At 38.9% G+C, this 23,450-nt stretch carries 18 protein-coding genes; 12 read left to right on the top strand and 6 right to left on the bottom strand.

The window, feature by feature from the left end; translation table 11 throughout:
* Positions 1-7 precede the first annotated feature (7 nt).
* From NTX75_11205 to NTX75_11215, 3 genes are all read right to left on the bottom strand, one after another.
* Positions 8-2,803 carry a PD-(D/E)XK nuclease family protein gene (locus NTX75_11205; protein ID MCX5816787.1) on the bottom strand — a complete coding sequence of 932 codons (2,796 nt, stop codon included), beginning with the start codon at positions 2,801-2,803 and terminating at the stop codon, positions 8-10.
* Complete coding sequence (locus NTX75_11210) at positions 2,800-6,060, bottom strand: UvrD-helicase domain-containing protein (GenBank protein MCX5816788.1); 3,261 nt, start codon at positions 6,058-6,060, stop codon at positions 2,800-2,802. Before NTX75_11210 ends, NTX75_11205 begins: the two co-directional genes overlap by 4 nt.
* A 159-nt stretch (positions 6,061-6,219) precedes the next feature.
* Positions 6,220-7,227 carry a Tim44 domain-containing protein gene (locus NTX75_11215; protein ID MCX5816789.1) on the bottom strand — a complete coding sequence of 336 codons (1,008 nt, stop codon included), beginning with the start codon at positions 7,225-7,227 and terminating at the stop codon, positions 6,220-6,222.
* A gap of 178 nt (positions 7,228-7,405) precedes the next feature.
* Between NTX75_11215 and NTX75_11220 the strand changes: the two genes are divergently transcribed.
* The 11 genes from NTX75_11220 to NTX75_11270 all read left to right on the top strand — a co-directional run bounded on the left by NTX75_11220 (position 7,406) and on the right by NTX75_11270 (position 19,799).
* On the top strand, positions 7,406-8,695 hold the full coding sequence (locus NTX75_11220) for an adenylosuccinate synthase (protein MCX5816790.1): 1,290 nt from the start codon (positions 7,406-7,408) through the stop codon (positions 8,693-8,695).
* Positions 8,696-8,802: 107 nt separating this feature from the next.
* Positions 8,803-9,012, top strand: a complete 210-nt coding sequence (gene rpsU / locus NTX75_11225; protein MCX5816791.1) for a 30S ribosomal protein S21 — start codon at positions 8,803-8,805, stop codon at positions 9,010-9,012.
* A gap of 2 nt (positions 9,013-9,014) precedes the next feature.
* Entirely contained in the window at positions 9,015-9,464 is a 450-nt protein-coding gene (locus tag NTX75_11230; GenBank protein MCX5816792.1) for a GatB/YqeY domain-containing protein, read from the top strand.
* Between the two features lie 17 nt (positions 9,465-9,481).
* Positions 9,482-11,776, top strand: a complete 2,295-nt coding sequence (locus NTX75_11235; protein MCX5816793.1) for a Smr/MutS family protein — start codon at positions 9,482-9,484, stop codon at positions 11,774-11,776.
* Complete coding sequence (dnaG, locus tag NTX75_11240; protein MCX5816794.1) at positions 11,773-13,482, top strand: DNA primase; 1,710 nt, start codon at positions 11,773-11,775, stop codon at positions 13,480-13,482. The genes NTX75_11235 and dnaG overlap by 4 nt, the downstream gene beginning before the upstream one ends.
* Before the next feature lie 12 nt (positions 13,483-13,494).
* A complete protein-coding gene (gene rpoD / locus NTX75_11245; GenBank protein ID MCX5816795.1) occupies positions 13,495-15,045 on the top strand; it encodes an RNA polymerase sigma factor RpoD in 1,551 nt (516 codons plus the stop codon).
* 142 nt (positions 15,046-15,187) lie between these two features.
* The gene (locus NTX75_11250; protein ID MCX5816796.1) at positions 15,188-16,336 is read left to right on the top strand and encodes an acyl-CoA dehydrogenase family protein; all 1,149 of its coding nucleotides are present in this window, start codon (positions 15,188-15,190) and stop codon (positions 16,334-16,336) included.
* A gap of 84 nt (positions 16,337-16,420) precedes the next feature.
* Positions 16,421-17,215, top strand: coding sequence for an electron transfer flavoprotein subunit beta/FixA family protein (locus NTX75_11255; protein ID MCX5816797.1), 795 nt, complete (start codon positions 16,421-16,423; stop codon positions 17,213-17,215).
* Positions 17,216-17,230: 15 nt separating this feature from the next.
* Positions 17,231-18,211 carry an electron transfer flavoprotein subunit alpha/FixB family protein gene (locus NTX75_11260; protein MCX5816798.1) on the top strand — a complete coding sequence of 327 codons (981 nt, stop codon included), beginning with the start codon at positions 17,231-17,233 and terminating at the stop codon, positions 18,209-18,211.
* Positions 18,212-18,223: 12 nt separating this feature from the next.
* The gene (locus tag NTX75_11265; GenBank protein MCX5816799.1) at positions 18,224-19,513 is read left to right on the top strand and encodes an FAD-dependent oxidoreductase; all 1,290 of its coding nucleotides are present in this window, start codon (positions 18,224-18,226) and stop codon (positions 19,511-19,513) included.
* A 7-nt stretch (positions 19,514-19,520) separates the two neighbouring features.
* Positions 19,521-19,799, top strand: coding sequence for a 4Fe-4S dicluster domain-containing protein (locus NTX75_11270; GenBank protein ID MCX5816800.1), 279 nt, complete (start codon positions 19,521-19,523; stop codon positions 19,797-19,799).
* Positions 19,800-20,018: 219 nt separating this feature from the next.
* Here the strand turns inward: NTX75_11270 and NTX75_11275 are convergent, their stop codons facing one another.
* The 3 genes from NTX75_11275 to NTX75_11285 all read right to left on the bottom strand — a co-directional run bounded on the left by NTX75_11275 (position 20,019) and on the right by NTX75_11285 (position 21,322).
* Positions 20,019-20,249, bottom strand: a complete 231-nt coding sequence (locus NTX75_11275) for an integrase core domain-containing protein (protein MCX5816801.1) — start codon at positions 20,247-20,249, stop codon at positions 20,019-20,021.
* A gap of 141 nt (positions 20,250-20,390) precedes the next feature.
* Positions 20,391-21,023 carry an IS3 family transposase gene (locus NTX75_11280; GenBank protein ID MCX5816802.1) on the bottom strand — a complete coding sequence of 211 codons (633 nt, stop codon included), beginning with the start codon at positions 21,021-21,023 and terminating at the stop codon, positions 20,391-20,393.
* A complete protein-coding gene (locus NTX75_11285) occupies positions 21,020-21,322 on the bottom strand; it encodes a transposase (GenBank protein ID MCX5816803.1) in 303 nt (100 codons plus the stop codon). Before NTX75_11285 ends, NTX75_11280 begins: the two co-directional genes overlap by 4 nt.
* A 513-nt stretch (positions 21,323-21,835) precedes the next feature.
* Between NTX75_11285 and NTX75_11290 the strand changes: the two genes are divergently transcribed.
* The gene (locus tag NTX75_11290; GenBank protein ID MCX5816804.1) at positions 21,836-23,410 is read left to right on the top strand and encodes an adenylate/guanylate cyclase domain-containing protein; all 1,575 of its coding nucleotides are present in this window, start codon (positions 21,836-21,838) and stop codon (positions 23,408-23,410) included.
* Positions 23,411-23,450 lie beyond the last annotated feature (40 nt).

Genomic DNA, 23,450 nt, shown 5'->3' on the forward strand with positions numbered 1-23,450 from the left:
ACGCATTTTAAATGTGGCAGATACTGTTAAACGAGCATGCAGCGCATGCCTCATCATCGAAAGGCTTAAAGGGCTTCGATATGTCCATCATATCCCTTAAGACTGTTTTAAAGCCTTCCATATATTGTTCAATTACAGTTGCTCTGTTAGCGTCCCAGCTGCCCTTGAAAAGCATTTCTTCTTCGTTTGTCTTGAGCAAAATCAATATTGCTTTGATGCTGTTTAATGGAACTGAAAACGCTTTATGGAACAGATACACATATATCGGCAATTGGAGAGAGTTTACCTTTTTATGAATGTCATCAATTGACGTAAAATCGGTCTTTTCAATGATGTTCCGCGGGTATTGCTTTGAGCCTCCTGTCTTATAGTCTATGATTGTATATTCGCCATTGTCAGGATAAAAATCAATCCTGTCTATCCTTCCCCTGAAACTGACCGGAGTGCCGTCAGCGTCAATGACATTATTAATTGGCGCTTCGAGATGCTGGATTATAAATGGTCTTCCGGCATCCCTGATATTTTTTCGCAGAAAGGATTCCAGTTTATAGGCAGTAAGCCTTTTAAAAAGATAATAATCGCCGGTGACCACTTTATCCTTAAAGCGTTCTTCTATTACGGTGTACATTTTGTCCAGGATATCCTTAAATGCTATGCCGGTCATATCTCTATTTTTAAACATCTCAAATGTATCGTGGAGGATGCGATGTATAATAGTGCCCCTGTCTAATGCATCAATGTCGTCGGATATCCCCTTTTTTTGTTCAAAATTGAGAATGTGCTTGTAATAGAATAGCACCGGGCAGAGGATAAAGTCGTCAACAGACGAAGGAGAGTATGTTTTGTTTTTAAGTCGCCCGATGATGCTGCCCGTCTTTTTAAACTCAGGCAGGATCTCTCTGGATTTCAGGTTGATTTTACATTGTGATCGCTCAACAGGTATTGCATTGAGGGTTTTTGTACGCTTTTCTTCTTCCCAGAGGATTTGTTCGATATACCTGCTTCTCTGTTTGTTTTCTGAGTCTATGTATAACAAATGAATGTCTTTCGCTGAGTTTATTAAACGATAAAAGTGGTATCTGTATATTTCTTCGTTATATTCAGGAGTAGGTATACCGAGTATTTCATAGACGCCGAGCGGTACAAGGGGGTCGATCCTTTTTGGCTGAGGCATGACCCCTTCATTGACATCGGGCATAATCACCGTATCAAAGAATAGGTTTCTCGTTTCAAGCATCCCGATAATTTCGAGTTCTTCTATGGGTCGTGTATCAAACGGCAGGTCGATTGTTTTGAGCCAATTGATGGTAAAATCATACAATGCCTTTTTGTTCTCTTTGGTGTCAAAAGAAAATATCTCCCTGCAAAACCTTGCCTGTTTCAGGTTCTCCAGGAACTTGAATGCTGTTTTAAATATTTCCCCGGATAGAATGTAAGAACGTATGGGCGTGCGGTTGAGGATATACTCAAGCACTTCTTCAACCCTTTCAACGATTTCGTATAAATTCTTGACATCCTCAAGGTTTCTGAAAAAAATCCTGTGGATTTCGTTGAGGGATTTATTAGTTGCGAGTTCACACTCTGTCTCGATTTCTTCCAGTGTTGCAAAAGGTTTTCCAGATACGCCTGTTTCAAAGGTTTCGCCTTTCAGGGATTTTTCTATATGTAAAAAAATCCCCCTTATATCAGCATCCAGATTGAGGTTTTTTACAAAGGGGTTGAGAATGACATGGAGATAATCTTTTGTAGAATAGAATGTCTCTTTTCGTCTCGTCATCTGTGCATTGATTATGTTTTCAATCAAATCAAAGACAGATGTTCTCGCAAAGGGGTATCCCAGGGAGATATTGTATTTTTTGTCCGACCGGTCAACGGCGAAAGTCAATAATGGAAAAAGTGACTCTGACAGAGGAAGTACAACAGCAACCTTTTTCGATGTTACATCATGCAATATGTTGTGTATTTTCAATACTTCAGAATGGGTATCGAAGGCCGAATAGATTTTTACATGTTCCGGCTTTGAAACGGCACAGTCGATATTTTCGATTTCAGCACTAAAATGGGGAATCAATTTTTTCAGGATTTGCCACTCGTCGATATTGCCTTCAAAGATAATCTCCCCCTTGTCTTTCAACCAGACATTCCTGACAATCTCCCTTTCTGTGCCTGATAATGCAAACAAACCGGCAAAATATATCACCTCAAATTCATCAAGAGGCGCCTCACTGATTGCTTCAAGGGCGCTGAGATGTTTGTATCCATGTGTAAAACAGAAGTTTTTCCTTAATGCCTCATGGAATCTGTTTCTTATAATGCCAATGTTCATGAGGAGTTCGTTAACACTCTCCGGTACGTCATACCCTATTTTTGCATTGCCTTCCAAGGCATGTAACCTGCTGTTGGAGACGTTTTCAATGTCAAGCTGGTTGATAAAATCAAGGATATGCCTGCCCCAGTAGAAAAATTCACCGAAGCCTTTCTGTGCAAAGGAATGCTCATGAAAAATCTTCAACGATTGGACAACCTGATACAGTAGCCATACGGCATCGGCATATTCCATGTCAGTAAAATCGTAAAATTTCTTTCGTGTGATATAGTCGATGAATTCAGCAACAGAATAACAGCGTGGAGGGTAAAAAGGCTGAGTCTGACCTTCGGCAAAGGCTTTTTTAAGATAAAGGGAGGGTCTTTTTCCAGAAAAGACTATTGCTGTTTTTGACAGGGGCTTCCCGTTGCGGATAATAAATTTTTTTAGTTCCCCGATAAAATCAGCGCCAAATGGTATTGAATATATCTTTCTCATACGACCTTCACTTCACCGGTGTCTAAATACAGTACATATCTGTTTACAGTTTTATCGGGATACATTTTTTGCATAAGATCCCCATAGTGCATTATCTGCTCAATATGTTCCTGTAAATGTGTCTCGCCTGTCTTAAAGTCGATCACATCAATATGGTCATCCGCCATAAGGATTCTGTCAACCTTATAGGTATCGCCACGTGGATCAATTATTTCCTGCTCTGAATAAATAACACTGTTTTCTTCGGGCTGAAAGAATCGCTTAAATTGCGGGGTTGTGAAGATCCGGTAGATCATGTCTGTAACCATAGATTTGTGGCTATGAAAACCATATCGTGCAATTCCTGTAACGATGCACCTGTTGAGAAAGATGTCATAATCTTCTGGTAATTTTGATATGAGAGACAGGATGTAATGAATCACATCACCCTTTTTCTTTGCAAACAGGTTTTCAGGTGAAATCCCTCCGGGTTCTTCAACCTTTGCTTTGATATATCCCATCCATCCAATATCCTCACCCAGACCTTCAAAAAGCTGTCCCTTGTCCCTTGTCCCTTGTCCCTCGTCTCCTTTTCTTTCTGCTCTCCGTTCTCTGTCTTCTGCTGTTTTTCGCCCTATCTCCACCACGTTCCCATGAATATATCCTCTCAGCCCATCCAGACCAAAAAAATAGTCAATCAGATGGTTTTTCTGTCGGTTCGAATCGGTCAAGAAGACATAAAGTTCTTGTTCTGCACGTGTGCAGGCAACATATATGTTATTAAGTTCGTCAAGGATGTACTCTGCCCCCCTTTCATTATAAATTTCCTTCAGTTTCCGGGAATACTCAGTAAAATCTTTCTTGATGTACAAGAGTTTCATCTCATTATCTTTTTTTACAAAATACCTTGTTTTATCTCTGCTGTCTGAGGAGCCGTATGTGTTTAATTTCAAGAAAGGCAGGATTACAACAGGGAACTGAAGCCCTTTTGCCTTATGAATCGTCATTACCTTGACTGCGTTGTTTCCATCATTTGTTTTTAATGAGAAAGATTCTTCACTTTCCGAGTCATTCTTCCAGAATTCTAAAAAGCACGTAAGGTTGTTCTGCTGCAAACCTTCCTGTTCTTTTATTAATTCGCAGACATGGAGAAAATAAGCGTTGTCCTCGGGAAAATTGTTCAAAATTCCCCATTTTTTTAAAAAGAGCACGACAAAATCATAAAGTGGCAGGTAGCCGGAATTCCTGAAAAAATAGTCGAAATAATCATTCCAGATCCGGGGAAAATCTCTTTGAAACGCAAGGTAAAGGTGTTCAGACGGTTTGTTTATGCGCCCATGCGTAATAAGGCTTATGAGTTCATCTTTATGTAAACCTGTCTTTTTCTGAAAAATGTTTCCCAATAAAAAGCCCGTAATTGAGAGGTCATCATCGGGTGAATTGATGAACGTTAAAAAGTTTATCATCTCCTGTATAAGTGGATTATTCTTAACATTCACCGTGAGGTCGGATTCAACACTGATGTCCATTTCAAGAAGTGTCTTAACGATGAATCGTGCCTCCTCCTTTCTCCTCACAAGTATGGCAATCTCCGTATATTCAAAGGTGTTCCTCTCTCTCAGTTCCTCGATTAGTGCTTTAAATCTGGCCTTGATCAGTTCGTTTTTTTCATCTTTCAAAAACGTTTCTTTTGCATCACCGTTCATGTCTTCCTGAATGATCCTTTCCACGCGAACGTAACCTTTGCGGGCATGGCTGTCTATGAATTTTTGTGCCGATTCCATATAGGTTGAAGTAACCCTGTATGTTATATCTCCGGGGTTGTTTTCTTTGAGGTATTTGATGACAGCCCCTAAGTTATCAGGATCAAAAATAGTATTATTAAAAGATACAACATATTCCCCGCTTCTGTAGTTCCTGTCGAGCTTCAATTCATAAACAGGATAGGACTGGTATTGGGATGAGATTTCATCGACAAGCTCAGCTTTTCCGCCACGCCACCGGTAGATTGCCTGCTTTTTATCGCCAACGAGAAAGAGCGTACCGCCCTTGCTTAACGCCTCTTCTGCCAGTATCTCAATATTATTCCATTGCAGATGGTTCGTATCCTGAAATTCATCAATAAGAAAATGTGAATACCGCTCAGCAAGGGCATAGTAAATTTCAGGTATGAAATGTTCATCTTTGATGATTTTCTGCAATAAGGTATTCAATTGTTCGATGAGAATGAGTCGTTTGTGGTAGGTAATCTCTATCTGGAGCATTTGCTTGAAGAGTTCATAAATTTCTATATATGAGGCATATCTGGATTCTGAAAGGATCTCTATAAAGGATGAAAGTCCATTTTTTATGTCTCTCCATAATTTTTCACATTCCTCGGGGGCAGAGGCACTTTTTTTATTCAGAGATTCCTGGACAGTATCTCTTTTAAAATAGGCACTGATTTTAGACACATATTTATTAGAAACGGAAAATTGCTCGAGGGCCTTTAAAAAACCTGCGTTAGGTTTCATTTCAGACGTTGTGGAGAGGTATGCCTTTAATTTTGAAATATCCTTTTCTATCCCTGCTTGTATATCCTCCAGTGAAGCAGTATTCGTTGCGTATGCAAAACCGATATTTTCCTTTGTTTCTTCATTCCAGAGGCTCGAGATGGTCTCGCGTAGAAAATTCTTCGGGATCCAGTTGACGTTTTCCCCTTCCAGTTCAATGTAATTTTTGAGGAACCTGTCGAATTTTCCCCTTATGCTGTCATTCTCGAGGATTTTTTGAAGGCATTCCTGAAGTACGAAGTCTGTATAAGTCCCGGACTCGGTGGAGATATCAAAATCCGGCGACAGGTTTAATTTAAAGGCAGAGGCCTTCAGGGTAAGATTTACAAAGCTATCGATGGTACTGACATTAAAGTCATAGTAATTTTCAAGTAAATCCTCGAAATTTCTCTCAATAGCTTCTCTGATTAAGGGTTCAGGAGTTCGAGTCCCCGACTCCAGACTTTCCATTATTTCATCTATGGGTTTGCGCTGTGTACCTTCAAAGGGTATATCAAGGATTATCTTTTTCATCCAGTCTATGATCCGTGAGCGCATCTCTGCCGCAGCCTTATTCGTGAAGGTGATGGCAACGATATTGGAAATGTGGGTCTTTATGGGTGACGGGGTAATCTTGTCGAGCAGTAGAAGCTGAAGGTATTTGAGCGCAAGGTTATATGTCTTCCCTGCGCCGGCAGAGGATTTGACTATCAGGATATGGGGTAACATCCAATCGTTTTTAATCACTTAAGTATATTTCTTTATTAAAGTAAACTATAGTTTCATAAATAACGAATATTTTTACAAGTAATATTTATAGATTACCCGGTATTTGTGATTTTGTATTACCAAACAAAAACCCCCGCTTTATGGGCGGGGGTATAGTAACTTCAGGCTTCTGTTGCATTAATAGTCTGCTTCCTGTGTGATGCCCGCAAGTATCCAGTTTCTATCACCGATTTTTCGTGTGAAAGTCCAGTATTCAAGGAATTTTACCGGGTCGGTTGAGTTGCCTGAAATAAGCTGGTTATTTGTATCATCTACGGTGTAGTCAAGGATATTTGCAAGGAATTTCACCGTTATATATTCTTCACCCTGATCCTGGACGGCGTCGACAATCTCAACCTGCCGCATGGCAATATTCTCAAGGCGGTTGATTTGTTTATTAGCTATATAATTATTAATATCGGTCTGAAAGGTGTTCAGCATCTGGGGTGTCAGAAGATTCCGGATGCTGCTCAGATCGCGCTTTGTCCAGCCGCTCTGGATTTTGAAGAAATTATCTTCTGCCAGTTCTTTAAACTTGTTGTCGTCAAAGGAAGGATCCATTTCCGTTATGTGGCGGAGGCCTTGAGAGACAGGGTCCCCTTGCTGTGGAGCCGGTTCGTATGCCGATTCCGGTGCAGGCTCGCTGTAAGTGTATGAAGGTGAATAGCCTGCTCCTGCTGCGCTCATTTGCATCTCCTCAGCCTTCCGTGCGCGATATTTTTTATAGATAAAATAGGCTATCCCTGCAATGACGAGCAGGATGATTATATCGCCAAAGCCAAAACCGCCTCCACCACCCCATCCACCGCCACCACCGGCATTACCGTGACCGCCGAATAGCATACTTCCAATCATCCCTCCCATGAGTCCACCACCAATTCCATAGAGGAGACTTCTCCCGAATGATGGTTGTGGTTGTTGAATAGGAGGAGGGGCTTGTGTTGTTGGCTGCTGAGTACGTTGCTGTGTGCTGCTTGGGGGTTGGGTTGGTGTTGTCCTCTGGTAGGTCCTGCTGCCGCTGCCAGATGTTCTTCCGCCGCCTGCACGCGCGAAGGCGATTGACTCCATTCCTACGAAGAGAAGAAAAAGGAAAACAACCGATATTACAAGCAAATTAAATTTATTTATTGAAACCTTTTTTAACATCCTGTTTCCTCCTGAATTATTTTCTGAATAACTATAGCGGTTTTTAAATACCATATCATTGTTTATGATGTCAAAACCAAATATGCATGGTATATTGTGCTTGATTTTAGGGTATCAGGTATATTATGAAGAATATTCGCATTATGAAACAAATATTGAAAACAGGAGAATAATAGTTATGTCAAATGTTGGTGTAGTAGGAATACAATGGGGAGATGAAGGTAAGGGGAAGATAATTGATATATTGAGCGGTTTTGCCGATGTAATTGTCCGGTTTCAGGGCGGGGCAAATGCCGGACATACAATAGTTGTTGACGGAAAAAAAGTAGTACTCCATTTGATCCCCTCAGGCATTCTTCATGAAGGGAAATACTGCATCATCGGTAACGGCGTCGTTCTGGACCCGGGCGTGCTGGAGCAGGAGATGAGTGAGCTTAAGTCCATTGGATATATGAAAGACGACAAGAAATTTATGATCAGCGGTTTGGCCCACGTTATCATGCCGTATCATAAAAAACTTGATTCATTGAAAGAGTCAAAAGTTAAAAAGAAGATAGGTACTACAGGAAGGGGGATAGGCCCTGCTTATGAAGATAAGGTGAGCAGATTAGGGATAAGGGTTATAGATCTCCTTGATAAAAAGGTATTTTCTGAAAAGGTTAAACAAAACCTTGAGATAAAAAATTTCATCATAAAGAAATACTATAAAGATGAGGGTTTCAAGGCGCGGGACGTAATCAAGGGGTTTGACGGTTACAGAAAACTCCTGAAAAAGTATACTGCCGATACAACAGAGTTTCTTCATAAAAGTATAGAAAGGGGCAAAAAAATACTTTTTGAAGGCGCTCAGGGAACATATCTTGACATCGATCATGGCACATATCCCTATGTTACTTCTTCCAATACCGTTTCTGGAAATATTGCATCAGGAAGCGGCGCACCACCAACATCTGTAGATTATATCCTGGGTATCTGCAAGGCCTATACGACAAGGGTAGGAGAGGGGCCTTTTCCCACAGAATTATCAGATGAAACCGGAGAGAGGATCAGGAAGATTGGTGGCGAATACGGCGCTACGACCGGAAGACCGAGGCGGTGCGGGTGGTTTGATGCAGTTATAGTCAGAAGGGCACTAAAGCTTAACGGGGCCAAAGGGTTGTGTATGATGAAACTCGATGTCCTTGACGAGTTTGAGAAGATCAGGATATGCGTCAGATACAAAATAGGCAAAAAGTTTTATTCTGAGCCACCAATGGCAACAAAGGCTTATTACGAGTGCGAACCTGTTTATGAAGATATTGATGGTTGGAACAGATCAACGAGAGGCGTTACAAAGTATGAAGACCTCCCGTTGAATGCAAAAAAATATCTTAAAAGGTTAGAGGAAGTTGTGGGGGTGAATATCGACATTATCTCTACAGGACCCGAAAGGGAAAGCACAATTATCCTGAAAAATCCCTTTGAATGAACGATGCACGATTCACTATAGCCATCAATTATATTGACTTTACACATTTTTTGAGTTTAGATTAGTGACTTTAAATTTATCCTATGGACGGAGGGAGGGAATGATGAATGCCAGCAGTTATTGTAAGAGAAGGAGAGTCCTTCGAAAGTGCCCTTAAAAGGTTTAAAAAACAATGCGAAAAGACAGGTATACTTTCTGAGATAAAGAAAAGAGAGCATTACGAAAAGCCAAGCGTCAAGAAGAAGAAAAAAATGCTTGCTGCTAAAAAGAGAGCATTAAAAAAACTGAAAAGGGTAATGGACAAGGGACTTTACTAATAATGGAATACAGATCCAGAATAGAAGAAGGTCTCAAGGTTTCTTTAAAACAAAGGGACAGCATAAGAGTGTCCATTTTACGGATGCTCTTAGCTGCCATCAAAAATAAAGAGGTTGAAAAGCTTCGGGCTTTATCTGAAGACGAGTTTTACGCTATTATCAAAACGTCGATAAAGCAACACATCGAATCTATCGAGAGCTTCAAAAAAGGAAACAGAACAGACCTTGCTCAGAAAGAGGAAAAGGAACTCGAAATCTTGAAGGAGTTTTTGCCTGCCCCTTTATCTGAGGAAGAACTTTTAAAAGAAATAGAAGAGGCAATAAAGTTACTGGAAGCAAAGAGCCAGAAGGATATGGGGAAAGTTATTAAATTCCTTATGGAAAAATATCCCGGGAGGACAGACGGAAAGGTGTTAAGCGGAACGGTGCTTAAAAGACTATCTTCTCAATAGATAGTCGCAAGCCCTCTATGGTTGATAAAACCTTATCATACCTCGATTATACAAAGCTACTCGAACTATTCAAAAATTTCTCTTCAATACAGTATGTTCATGAATTGATTTCTAGCCTTTGTCCCCTCGACAACAAAAGCGAGATGCTGGAAAGACAGGATAAAATTGAAGCCCTTCTTGAGGTATTGAGATGGGACGGGAATATTCCATTTTTGAATATCCCTGCTGCCATAAAAGACATTTTAAAACGGCTTCATATAAAAGATTCACTTCTTGAAGCCGGAGAATTTGTGGCAATTTCCAGTTTCCTCAGTGCTTGTGATGATATATCAAGATTTCTCAAAAAAGCTTACATGAAAAAACTTTTCATTGAACAGGCAATTCAAACAATAAAGCCTCTTCACCCTCTCCTTTCAAAAATATCGAAAACCATAAACAGTGAAGGTTTCATCGAAGATACTGCCTCTTATGAGCTATCCAGAATCAGATCCGACCTTTATGTTTATAAAGAAAGAATAAGGAAACAGCTCGAGAAGATGATGGAGAGAGAATCAATAACCCCTATTCTTCAGGATGTCTATATAGCTATGCGAAACGGGAGATACGTAATACCTCTGAAGCCTAATTTTAATCAGTTCATTCAAGGGATTGTTCACGACTATTCACACTCCTTGAAAACTTCTTTTGTTGAGCCCGTTGAATGCGTAGAACTGAATAACAATGTAAATATCCTTGAGAAAGAGGAAAAGGAAGAAGAAACAAGAATTCTGAAGGAATTGACTGAATATATCAGAAAATCTGTTAGCGACCTTGAAGCAAATCTCGAGGTTCTTTGTGAGTTGGATTTTTATCAGAGCCTCAGCCTCTTCAGCAAGAAGTTTGAATGCGTAAGGCCGGAAATATCTATTGATGAATCAATAGATATAAGGGATGCGAGAAATCCTTTTATTACCATGTCCAAAAAAGATCAGACAATTCCTGTAGATATACATATGGATAAAGAAAAGAATGCAATGATCATAAGTGGTCCGAATGCAGGCGGTAAAACAGCGGCACTGAAGACGGTAGGACTCTTGTCTCTCATGGCGCAAACCGGTTTATTCATCCCTGCATCCGGAAGGCCAAGACTTCCGGTCTTTTCCAAAATATTAGCAATTATCGGTGACGAACAGGACATCTCCATGGAGCTCTCAAGTTTTACCGCACATATGATGACGATTAAGGATATGTATAACAAAACAAAAGGTGGAGAACTTATCCTTATTGATGAAATTGGTGGCAATACAGAGCCGCAGGAGGCATCTGCATTATCAATGGGCATTATTGATACCTTTGTTGAGAAAGGCTGCAAAGTAATTGTCACTACCCACTTAAACCTTTTAAAGGCTTATGGATATACGAAACCCTTTGCTATAAATGCTTCTACTGCTTTTGATCCTGAAAGCATGAAACCCCTTTATAAGCTTTCTTATGGCATAGCAGGATACAGCAATGCCATCAATGTTGCTAGGAACATCGATATTCCAGGCGAGATTATCGAGAGAAGTTACGGATATATGGGGACGCAGGAACTTATGCTCAACGATCTTATAAGTGCGTTGGAAAGCGGAAAACAAAAAGTCGATGAGGAGAGAAAGGAGCTAAGCAGACTCCGGGAAGAATTTAAACGGAGGCTCTCTTTACTTAAACAGAAAAAGGATGAATATATAAAAAAAGTGGATGAAAGATGCAATAATAGACTGCTGGAACTGGAGATAGAATTAGAAGAAGTAAAGAAAGAGATTGCAAAAAAAGAAAAAGCGTCTATAAAGATAAGTAGGGAAAGATTGAGTGGTTTAAGGGATAAATATTTTAAAGAAGAAATTAAAAAACAGGATGATATTAAAATCGGTGATTATGTCAAAATAAGGACACTCGGAAGCAGTGGATATGTGGCAGATATTGATGAGGAGAGGGACATCTGCGAAATTGTAACAGGTAATGTGAGAACAAAGATTAATAGGGTTTTTGTAAGTAAGGCAATTAAAGAGCCCAAACAGGTTATTAATAATATAATAGAGTTAAATGTTGAGCGTATCAATGAGCCAGAATTGAATCTCATAGGCATGCGGGTAGAAGAAGCAATTGTGAGGCTTGATAAATTCATTGATACAGCCATTATTCAAGGTGTACCAAGGGCGAGAATTCTTCATGGAATCGGTACAGGCCGGTTGATGAAGGCGGTAAAAGAACACCTTTCTGATGCAAAATATGTCCGGCAGGTTAAAGGGGATGAGAAAAATATGGGCGTAACAATAGTAGAGTTTTTATGATGAATACGTTAGATGAGCTACTCGGAAAAATAAATATCTTAGATATTGTTTCCCAGTACGTTCAATTAAGAAAGACGGGAAGAAATTTTGTTGGATTATGCCCGTTTCACAAAGAAAAGACGCCTTCATTTACTGTAAGTATTGAAAAACAGATATATTATTGTTTTGGATGTAACGAAGGCGGGAATGCAATCAATTTTTTAATGAAGTATGATAATTTAACCTTCCAGGAGGCCATTGAAAACCTTGCGCGTCAATATGGTGTTAAGATTAAAAGAGAGAGCTCAAAGAGGGCCAGTTCTTTTGATGCGCTGGCAAAATTAGCCGATTACTACCATAACAATTTAAAGGCCTCTAAGTTTGCCCTTCAGTATCTCCTTGCCAGGGGAATCGATATAAAGATAGTTGAGGAATTTAAGCTGGGCTACAGCGAAAAATCGAGACAGAATATCAGTGTTTTTCTTAGAAATTCAGGGGTCCCCAATGATATTTTCATGAGTACCGGTATCGTGAGGGTGAAAGAGGGTGAAGCATACGACATATTCAGGGGCAGGGTGGTCATCCCTATTTTAGATGTGAATAAGAAAGTTATTGGTTTCGGAGGGAGAACAATCGAAAAGGATGGATTCCCCAAATATATAAATTCACCTGAATCGCCCGTGTTTTCGAAAGGTGTATCCTTATTTGGCATTGACAAAACACGGAAAAACATCTCAGAAAAGAATGAGGTTTTTATTGTTGAAGGATATTTTGATCTCATAGCCCTGTATATGAATGGCGTTAAAAACGTTGTCTCAACCCTTGGCACTTCCGTCACAGAGGGGCAGTTGTCTAAGCTCAGAAATTACACTGACAACATTACGTTAATGCTTGACGGCGATGAAGCGGGCATAAAGAGCGCTCTCCGGTTGATCGGACTCTTTTCTGAAATGGACATTAATGGGGCTATGGTTGTTTTACCTGACGGCCACGATCCTGACAGTTTTTTAAAAGCAAAAGGAGTTAATGGAATAAATGATGTAATAAAAGAAAAAAAGCCCATACTGGATTTTTACTTTGATTATTGTATGAATAAGTGGGGAATGGAAACAATTGAGAATAAACAGGTATTCATTAAATCGGTCATGCCCCACATACAAACTATAAGAGATGGTGTTAAAAAGAGACTTTACATTAAGCGTTTATCTGAATTAACAAACGTTGAAGAAAATTATTTTTGGGACAATATGAAAACAAATAACATTCCGGGTCAACCTGTAACCCGGAATAATTCATCAAATCAAATAGGGAGGAAGGTTGTAGGTGCTTTAATGAGTTGTCCCGGTATGTTTTCAATATTAAAAGAGAAGGAGGTGATGCATTATATTTCAGACATCAATATCAGGGAGATATTGCTTAAAATGTATGATTTTTTTGAAGACAAAGGGAGCCTTGAACTGAACTGTTTCGTTAATGTCCTTGATAAGGATGAGTTGAAGGATTTGGCCATCAATGGGGTTTTTGATGTGGCAGAATGTACAGAAGATGAATTGAAAATAATTTTACAGGATTATCTTAAGTATGTAGAAAAAAACTTTATAAAGGAAGAAGCAAAAAAGATTACAGAGAGTTTATCCGAGGCAGAAAAAAGGGGAGATGAGAAAGCAATTATTGAACTTCTTGAGAAAAAGAGGCAAATGCTGGTTTTTATGAAAACTAACCCATAAAGCGAGGTAAAGATGCCCGATAAAGTTAAGAGTTTTTTTTCTATTGATGAAAACTCAGACAACAAGGAACTTTATCTTTTTATTAAAACAAGCGGTAAATCGGAAAGCATTTTTGAAGATATTGAGTTATTTGATATTGAAGGTGGAACTGAAATTGGATTGCCTGATCCAGAAAAACTTGAAGAGGTCCTCGAACAAGAATTTGAAGGTTTTTATGATGACGAGCTAACAAATCCTATAAGACACTATATACGGGAAATGGGTGCTATGTCTTTACTCACGAGGGAGGGAGAGAAAGAAATTGCCATAAAAATGGAAGAGGCAAAAGAGGAGATTAAACAGATTATTCTATCTTTTCCTGGAACAGTTAGGGAGTTACTACATGTTCTCTCTTCTTTAAAAACATCAAGGACAAATATAAAGGATATAACTTTTGAAGTTGATGATGAAGAAGAGATAGAGATTGAACTGGAATTTCAGAAGGAAAGGGTGGTAACCCTTTTAGAACGTTTGAGAGATATTCACTTACAATATAAAACGAGCAACAATGGTGGTGTCAAAGAAGAATATTTAAAAAACATCAAATTGATTATTTCTGAAATTAACCTGAGCAATAAACTGATCGATAGGATAGTCTGGAAGATGAAAAGATATGTTGAAAGGATCTGTAAAATAGAAAGCGATTTGGAACAGTGCCGGAACCATAAGAATGAAGGTGTGGATAAAGAATTGGCTACAATTTTCAGGAGGCTGCACAGGATTGAGCAGGAAGTGGGGATTCCCACTGAGGAGCTTAAATATTGTTTGTGCAGAGTTGAGGATGCCGAAAGAAGATGGGTTTATGCCAAGAATGAACTGATTAAGGCGAATCTCAGGCTGGTGGTCAGTATCGCAAAGAGATATATAAACAGGGGACTCTCCCTCCTTGATCTTGTTCAGGAAGGCAACATTGGGTTAATGAAAGCAGTGGACAGGTTCGAATACAGGAGAGGCTACAAGTTCAGCACATATGCTACATGGTGGATAAGGCAGTCAATTACAAGGGCAATTGCTGACCAGGCGAGAACAATACGGATACCCGTTCATATGATTGAGACTATTAACAAGATAATTAAAGTTTCCAAAGAACTTGTTCAAGATTTAGGAAGAGAACCATTTCCCGATGAGATAGCCGAAAGGGTTGGTTTTCCCGTTGAAAAAGTGAGAAAGGTGTTGAGAATTACACGCGAACCAATTTCACTTGAAGCGCCCATAAATGATGACGAAGATACACACCTTGCTGATTTTATAGAAGATAAACATTCCAATACGCCACAGGATACGGCAATTTATGATGACCTTTACGAACAACTGAATAAAGTCCTTGCCACACTCACACCGAGGGAGGAAAAGGTTGTGCGGATGAGGTTTGGATTAGGTGAAAAATACGATCACACTCTAGAGGAGGTTGGACAGTTTTTTGATGTAACAAGAGAGAGGGTGAGGCAGATAGAAGCGAAGGCTCTGAAAAAACTGAAACATCCTGTAAGGGCAAAACGATTGAGGTGTTTTGTAGAAGCATAAAAATAGTTTATTATCACCAACCTTTTTTATTCTTATAAATTTGATGACAATCAGCGGTGGAATTTTTGCTTGACAAAGATTGCATTTTTTAAATATTGTATACAAAATTTTGATTTAACTTTTCCCCCAAAGGAGGCCAGTTATGGATTTCAAATTGACAGAGGAACAAGAGTTTTTTAAAAAAACGATAGCAGATACTATTGACAGAATAGTTGTTCCAAAGTCACAAGAAATAGACGAAAAGGATGAATTTCCATGGGAAGTCTGGAAAGAGTTTACATCTCTTGGTTATCTCGGACTCCGTTACCCGGAGGAGATAGGTGGAATGAATGCCGATAAGATAATGAGTATGGTTTTTTATGAAGAGATTGCAAGGGGGTCGGTCGGTTTTGCCCAGAGTGTAATTATGAATATCCTCATGGGGACATATTTTGTTTACAGGTTTGGCAGCGATGCAATCAAGGAGAGATGTCTTTATCCTGCGATGAGAGGGGAAAAGATTTCTACTATGTGTTTTACTGAAGACCAGTCTGGTTCTGACCTCGGAGCAACAAGGACTACCGCGGTTAAAGATGGGGATGGCTGGAGGATCAATGGAACGAAGATGTGGATAACGAACGGGCCAATATGCAATTTTTGTACTGTCCTTGCCACTACAGATGCATCTAAAGGTTTAAAGGGTCTCAATTTCTTTTTAGTGGAAAAAGGAACACCAGGATTTTCAAGTGGCCAGATTATTCATAAACTTGGATGTAGGGGCACGGTTACCGGTGAGCTTGTGTTTGATAACGTATGGGTTCCAAATGAAAATTTGTTAGGTGAAGAACTTGGAAAAGGTGTATATTATGTGGGCGATATACTCGATGAAGTGAGGCTTATGACTGGAGCAATGGCGCTTGGTATTGCGAAAGGTGCTTATGCTGAGGCGCTTGAGTTTTCAAAAAAGAGAGTTGCCTTTGGTCAGCCCATAGGAAATTATCAGTTAATAAGAGAAAAATTTGCAGAGATGGATACACTCATGAATGCAGCGAGACTTATGATAAACTATGGAGCCTGGCTATTGGAAAATAGTATGGATTGTAGAATAATAGCCGCGGAAGCAAAAATGTATGCTACCGAGGTATGCCTTAAGGTGGTTGATGAGCTGACAAGAATTTATGGTGCCAATGCCTTTGCATATGAGTATACCCCTCAAAGGTATTTCAGGGATGCACGTTTTCTCCTTTACGGAGGAGGAACACATGAAGTGTTAAAGGATTTTATTGGCAGGACGATAATCGGAAAATTGTAATTATGAATTTCGGATTATACATTGCGGAATTAAACCCAGAAATATGAAATTAAAAATTGAAATTGATAACAGGAGGCTGGTTAAGTGAACATTTTGGTTTGTATTAAACAGGTTGCTGATACTGAGGCACGAATATTACTTAAAAGTGACAAAAAATCCTTAGAGATTGAAAACAAGTATAACATGAATTTTTTTGACGAATTTGCTGTTGAGGAAGCAATACGGATCAAAAGCAAAATCAAAGACAGCCAGATCACAGTATGTACATATGGTACAAAAAAAGCTGTTGAGGCGTTGCGTACAGCAATAGCAATGGGGGCAGACAGAGCTTTCTTGTTGGATAACACAGGTTTGGACAGTGACGACCCGCTAATAATATCAAAAATACTTGCAAATTTTGCAAAGCAGGAAGGATTCGATTTGATATTCTGTGGCAGGCAGGCAATCGACGATGAAAACGCAAATATCGGTGCCATGATAGCTGAATTGTTAGGCATACCTCACGTGAGTGCTATCTTGAAATTTGATATCATTGATGAGAAAAAGGTGAGAGTCGAAAGTGAAATAGAAGGTGGCAAAGAAACATTAGAAGTTCAGTTGCCGGCTCTATTCACCACTCAAAAGGGAATTAATGAGCCAAGGGTGCCGTTAATTACAGGCGTTATGAAGGCCATGAAGGCCAGCATAACTGTTGTAGATCCAAGCACTTTTGAGGGATTATCCAAAGAGTTGATAGACATGACTGCTTCAAAAATATCGGTATTAACATACGAGACACCTAAGGGAAGACCTGCAGTCAAAATTGTTGATGGTGAGACCCCTGGAGAGAAAGTAAAATCTCTTATAAAGATTTTAAAAGAAGAAGCAAAAGCATTATAGAGAGGAGACTAAAACATGTTCAAAGATATATTTGTATTTATAGAATGCAAAGAAGGGTCCATAAGGAAAGTATCGTTTGAATTACTGTCTAAAGCAAAGGAGATATCAGAAAAATCATTATCGACTGTGTATGCAGTGATTATTGGTAATGACATAGTAGCGGCTGCAAATCAACTGAAAGAATTTGCAGATAAGGTTATAGTTGTTAATAATGAGAAATTAAAAAATTACAGATGGGATATTTTTACACACGTTATGGAGCAGTTAATAAAAAAGTATAAACCTTACGCTGTATTTGGTGCATCGACTATTACAGGCAAAGATATTTTCCCGAGGTTAGCTGCAAAATTTAATGGAGCTATTGTATCTGATGCGGTCGGTGCTGTTTTTGACGGAGAAAGCATAAAGATCAAAAAACCACTCTTCGGTGGAAAAATTATCTCATGGATCGTATGTAAAGATGACTCAACTTTTTTTGTAACTTTCAGGCCAAACTCATTCCCTGTCGAAAAGAGATCGTTAAATGGAGAATTGATTGACGAGACGGTAGATGTAGTTGGCGATCCACGAATCAGTTTGATTAGCACAGACAAATCAGGATCAAAAAAGGTAGATTTGCAGGAAGCAGATTTTATAATCTGCGGTGGCCGTGGTATGAAGGGACCTGAAAATTTTCAGATGCTTGAAGAAATAGCTGGGGTTATGGAAGGAAGGGTTGGTGCGTCCCGTGCAGTTGTGGATAGTAAGTGGAGAGACTACAATGATCAGATTGGCAAAAGTGGCAAGACCGTATCTCCAAAACTATATATAGGTTGTGGTGTTTCAGGCGCACTCCATCATACAATGGGCATGGATACAGCAAAAGTAATTGTTGCAATAAACAAAGACCCAAATGCCCTTATATTCCAGTATGCTGATTATGGGATAGTAGATGATATTTTTACTATACTGCCAGTATTAAAAGAAGAGCTAATAAAAATAAAACAAGAGGTTTAGAAGAGGCTTGGCATGGATAAAATTGATGCTGTAATTGTGGGAGGGGGGCTCTCAGGATTATCCTGTGCATATAAACTTGCTGAAAAAGACATGCAAGTTATAGTTGTGGAAAGAGGTGATTTCCCGGGCAGTAAAAATGTAACAGGTGGAAGACTTTATCTCGAACCGATAAAATCAATCGTTGGAGACATGCTTGATGGTGCCCCTTTCGAGAGAAAAGTAGTAAGGGAAAGATGGAGTCTATTGGGTGACGACAATTCAATTAGTATTGATTTCACTGGTGAAAGATTTAAACAGACAAATCACAGCTATACCATTTTAAGAGCATACTTTGACAGGTGGCTATCTGAAAAGCTGATTGAAAAAGGTGTTTATGTAATACCTAAATACAGAGTCGATGACCTTTTATGGGAAGGAGATACTATAGTTGGAGTAAGAGCCGGTGAAGAAGAGATATATGCAAATGTAGTTATAGCATCTGATGGTGTTCTTTCTTTTATGGCCGAAAAGGCTGGACTTAAACAGAAGATGAAACCGAAGAATTATGCTGTTGGTATCAAAGAAGTCATTGAGCTATCAGAAGAAAAAATCAATGACCGATTCAATGTTGATATCAACGAAGGTTGTGCTCATCTTTTTATTGGTGATGTTACAAAGGGCATGTTCGGTGGAGGTTTTTTATATACAAATAAAGAAACAGTATCTCTTGGTATAGTTGTCGGGATTAAAGCGTTTATAGAAAAGACGCCAACTATTGAGGCTCATGCCTTGATGGATGATTTTAAGGATAGATATGAAGTAGGTAGGCTGATTGACGGTGGAAGTCTTGTTGAATATTCTGCGCATATAATACCTGAAGCTGGTTATAATGGTATATCTAAACTTTACGGGAATGGTATTATAGTTACAGGCGATGCTGCAGGTTTTGCATTAAACATGGGGGTAACGGTAAGAGGAATGGAGTTTGCGATTGCATCTGGAATTATCGCGGCTGAGTCAGTAATAAAGGCAAAAGAAGCCGAAGACTATTCAGAGAAAACACTTGCCTATTATGAAAGTAAATTGCGCGAGACTTTCGTCTTAAAGGATCTTTATACATGCAAGGATATACCGGCATTTCTTGACAATGATTCTTTTTTTTCTTTCTACCCGAAATCTTTTCCCGATCTGGTTGAGAAGATTATGTGGTTTGGCGAAGAGCCAAAAGGAAGAATTGGAAAATCTTTGTGGGGTGAGATGAAGGCATCCGGTTTATTAAGCTTTAAAAGATTAAAAGAACTTTACACATTAAAAAACTTATAGGTGTAATATGAGAGTTGATGAAAAGCTTACCATTGATGCATTTAAGACAGACAGGGAAAGCCATATAAAAATAAATCATGATATCTGTAGAGATAAGTGTAAAATTAAATATTGTCTTTTTATCTGCCCCGGCCATCTTTATACTTTAAATGAAGAAAACAATGAGGTTGTTGTTGAATTTGCAGGGTGCCTCGAATGCGGAACATGCAAGATTGCTTGTATCGAAGGCGCTATAGAATGGATTTATCCAAGAGGAGATTACGGGGTTCAATATAGATACGGATAAAGTTAATTGCATAAAAATGTTTTCTCATTTTAACTTTAAAAAAAACTGCATTGTTTATAAATCAGAATAAATATAAATTACTTCGATTAGATATATAGCTGAACTGACATTAAACGATAATAATTGTTATGTAAACAAAGAAAGGTGGTACGGATAAGTGAGGTGGTCAAGTTCTTTCATACAATACCCAACAGGTTTTAAGTGGTTCGCCGCTCCGGTTCATACTGCATCCTTCATCTTCGGCAGCGTACTCCAATAAACCTCATCCGGGGTCCTGTCGTCAAGACCCTGATGCCGCCTCCATACATTTTTTTGATTAAAAAACTTCTTAAGCTCCTTTTTCGCATCAGTGATTGATTCATACGCCTTGATGTACATTTCTTCATATTTGACTGTCTTCCAGAGACGTTCAATAAATATGTTGTCTCTCCAGCGACCCTGTCCGTCCATGCTGATCCCGATGTTGAGCCTGTAGGAAAAGTCCCCAAGTAATTTCTTGGGTGGGATGTAAAAATGGATGACTTCACAGAATGCTCTACAATCGACGATTTCATACTTGGGAAGGACAAATGACTCACAAAAAAATAGTCTTTAATCGTTTCGGGGCGCTGTTAGGGGTTTTTCTACAGGCTCGTTGTGGTCAATGAGAATCTTTGTAAACTCCAGAGATGTAAACTGACTCCCCTGGTCGGTATTGAATATGTAGGGTGTTCCGTATTTCTGTATCGCTTCCTCAAGGGCTTCTATGCAGAATGACACGTCTAATGTGTTTGACAACCTCCAGGACAAGACTTTTCTGCTTGCCCAGTCCATAATGGCTATGAGATAGCAAAAGCCTTTTGCCATGGGGATGTATGTGATATCCGAGCACCACACGGCATTAACCTCCGTGATGTCGAGTCCACGGAGGAGGTAGGGATAGATCTTATGCTCGGGATGGGATTTAGAGAGACGAGGCTTTTTGTAAAGTGCCTCTATGCCCATCTTTCGCATGAGGGTTCTTACGTGGGTTCTTCCTGTCTTATGGCCTTTATTCCAGAGCTCATTCCTCATGCTCCGTGAACCAAGGTAGAGGTGGTCGAGATGAAGCTTGTCGATGAGACGCATGAGTTCTCTGTCCTTGTCGCTTACCGGATGAGGTGTGTAATAGACACCACCTGACCGGGAGAGTTGTAATATATGGCACTGCTTTGTTATAGACAATGGATGGTCCTTGTTGATCATTTCATTGCGCCCGGTTCGGCTATGCGCCCGAGCGCGACTGATAAAAAATTGTTTTCCATCGTAAGCTGCCCGATCTTGGCATGAAGTTCCTTTACGTACGGTGCTTTCTCTGAGTTTTTTCCTTTGTCGAAGACTTCTGGTGCCTTCTCAAGAAGAAGTTTCTTCCACTCCGCGATCTGGTTGGGATGCACCCGAAACCGTTCTGCCAGCTCCACTAATGTCCGCTCTCCTTTAATTGCCTCCAGTGCTACTTTTGCCTTAAATGCTGCTCCATGATTCCTTCTTGGTCTTTTTGCCATTTTGCTGCTCCTTTCTATTGTTTTAGTATAGAGCAGCTTAACCACCTATGTCACTGTCCAGTTTTGTGAGACTGTTTTTGTTTATGGATATTGCCACACTCCCCGTAACTGAGGTTGTGGGAATAAATATATAAATAGCACCAAATACAGAAGCAATTTTAAAAATAGAGTATAGATTTATTAATTATATATTAACAATATTAATTATATATTAACAAAACAAATATTATTTTTTGCAGGTAAATATCTTAATGTGTGTGACGGGGCATTTCAACTCGATATATCAATCATTTATTAATCATAATTACAATCTATTTTAAACAATTTCTATTAGCTAAACAATTGTATCATTAGATACTGTCTAAGTATAAAGGGTTAACTGTCTATTTGTACAATATACTGTATAAGCAAACATAAAAAAATGTACATAATTGTAATTTTTTACTTGACAAATTATTCAATCTGTATAAATATAGATAGTAGGATAATAACTGTCTAAACAAAGGAGTCTTTATGAAAATATTAGACGAAAAGTATCAGGACTGGGTAAGCAGTAAAGAAATTATAGATTCGTGTGGGATTTCAAGGGCAACCCTTAATAACTATATTAAATTAGGTATTATTCAGAAACCAGTTGTACTCAAACCACGAGAAGGGATGGAAGGCACAAAGAAGATAGGCTATTTTCCCCCAACAGCAATAGATCGTATAGCTATGGTTAAGCAGTTAAAACAACAGGGGAACTCGGTTTTTTCCATAGTGAAGAAGTTGAAAGAGAAAAAAGTACAAAAAGTAACAGCAACAACAGCAACAACAGCAACAACAACAGCAGCAACAGCGGCAGCAGTTTTAGAGCTGGATAGTAAAAGGTTGGACAACAAGGTATACGCAGATACAGATCAGAAGGTTACTATAAGCATAGATGATATACAAACCCCTGCATATCTTATTAACCACAAATTTGAAATAGAGTGGATTAATAAGGCGGCGGAAGAACATGTCTTTAACAAAGATGTTAAAGACATAAGAAATGCTGAATCAAGAAATATATTTAAACTGTTCTTTAACTGGGAATTTAATAGTGGAATTCAAAATTGGCAAAGTATAATTGATTTTCACATGTCATTTGTAAAGTCAAATAACCCTCGTGACTATATTTCAAAGATATATACAGATGTTACAAATAATGAAATAAATCTATTAGAAAATGCATATGACAGAGTTTTACCGTTACCAAAAGAGCTAATCAGAGAGAGTTTTATGACTATAATAAAAAATGACGGTTCAAGCGAATCGTACCGTATATATACTTCGTTTTTCAGAGAAGGTTTATTGTTTGTTTATGTTCCTGCAAACAGTTATATCGAAGAGATTACACAATTTCTATCAGGCCGTGAAAATGTAATTAAAGATCTGCTTCAGAAGAGATTACCGACTATGGTATCGTTTTGTGTTTTGTTTGCTGACTTGCAGGATTCTGTCCGTATATGCGCAGAGTTACCTCCAGAAGAATACTTTGAGTTGATTAATCAATTGTGGAAGACCATGGAAGGATCTTTCAAGAAGTATTACGGTATATATGGAAAACATGCCGGCGATGGTATTGTATACTATTTTTTAAAGGAGCAAAATTCTAACTATCTTATTAATTCAATATACTGTGCAATGGACATAAAGGAAAAAATGGAAAGAATTTCGGCCGAATGGAAAGCCAGAAAAAAATGGTATAATGAGCTTTATTTAAATATAGGCATCAATGAAGGCATGGAATACTTCAGCACAGTAAACGCTTCAACAAGTATGGAGTTCATGGCATTAGGGGATACCATTAATTATACCGGAAGACTTTCAGACCTTGCCAGATATGGTTCGATACTGACCACGAAAAACCTCATTAATACTTTACAAGACGAAGATCGTAAAAAACTGCGTTTCGGCATAAGGAGAAAGATGGAAGATAGGGAAGTTTTTATAGAAAATGTATTTTCCCGTGTAACCGATATTATGCATAACGATGATATGAGGCGCGGTAAGTTTATGGATATTGCCACACTCCCCGTAACTGAGGTTGTGGGAATAAATATATAAATAGCACCAAATACAGAAGCAATTTTAAAAATAGAGTATA

The sequence above is a fragment of the Pseudomonadota bacterium genome (genome assembly GCA_026388315.1).
GTDB lineage: Bacteria > Desulfobacterota > Syntrophorhabdia > Syntrophorhabdales > Syntrophorhabdaceae > MWEV01.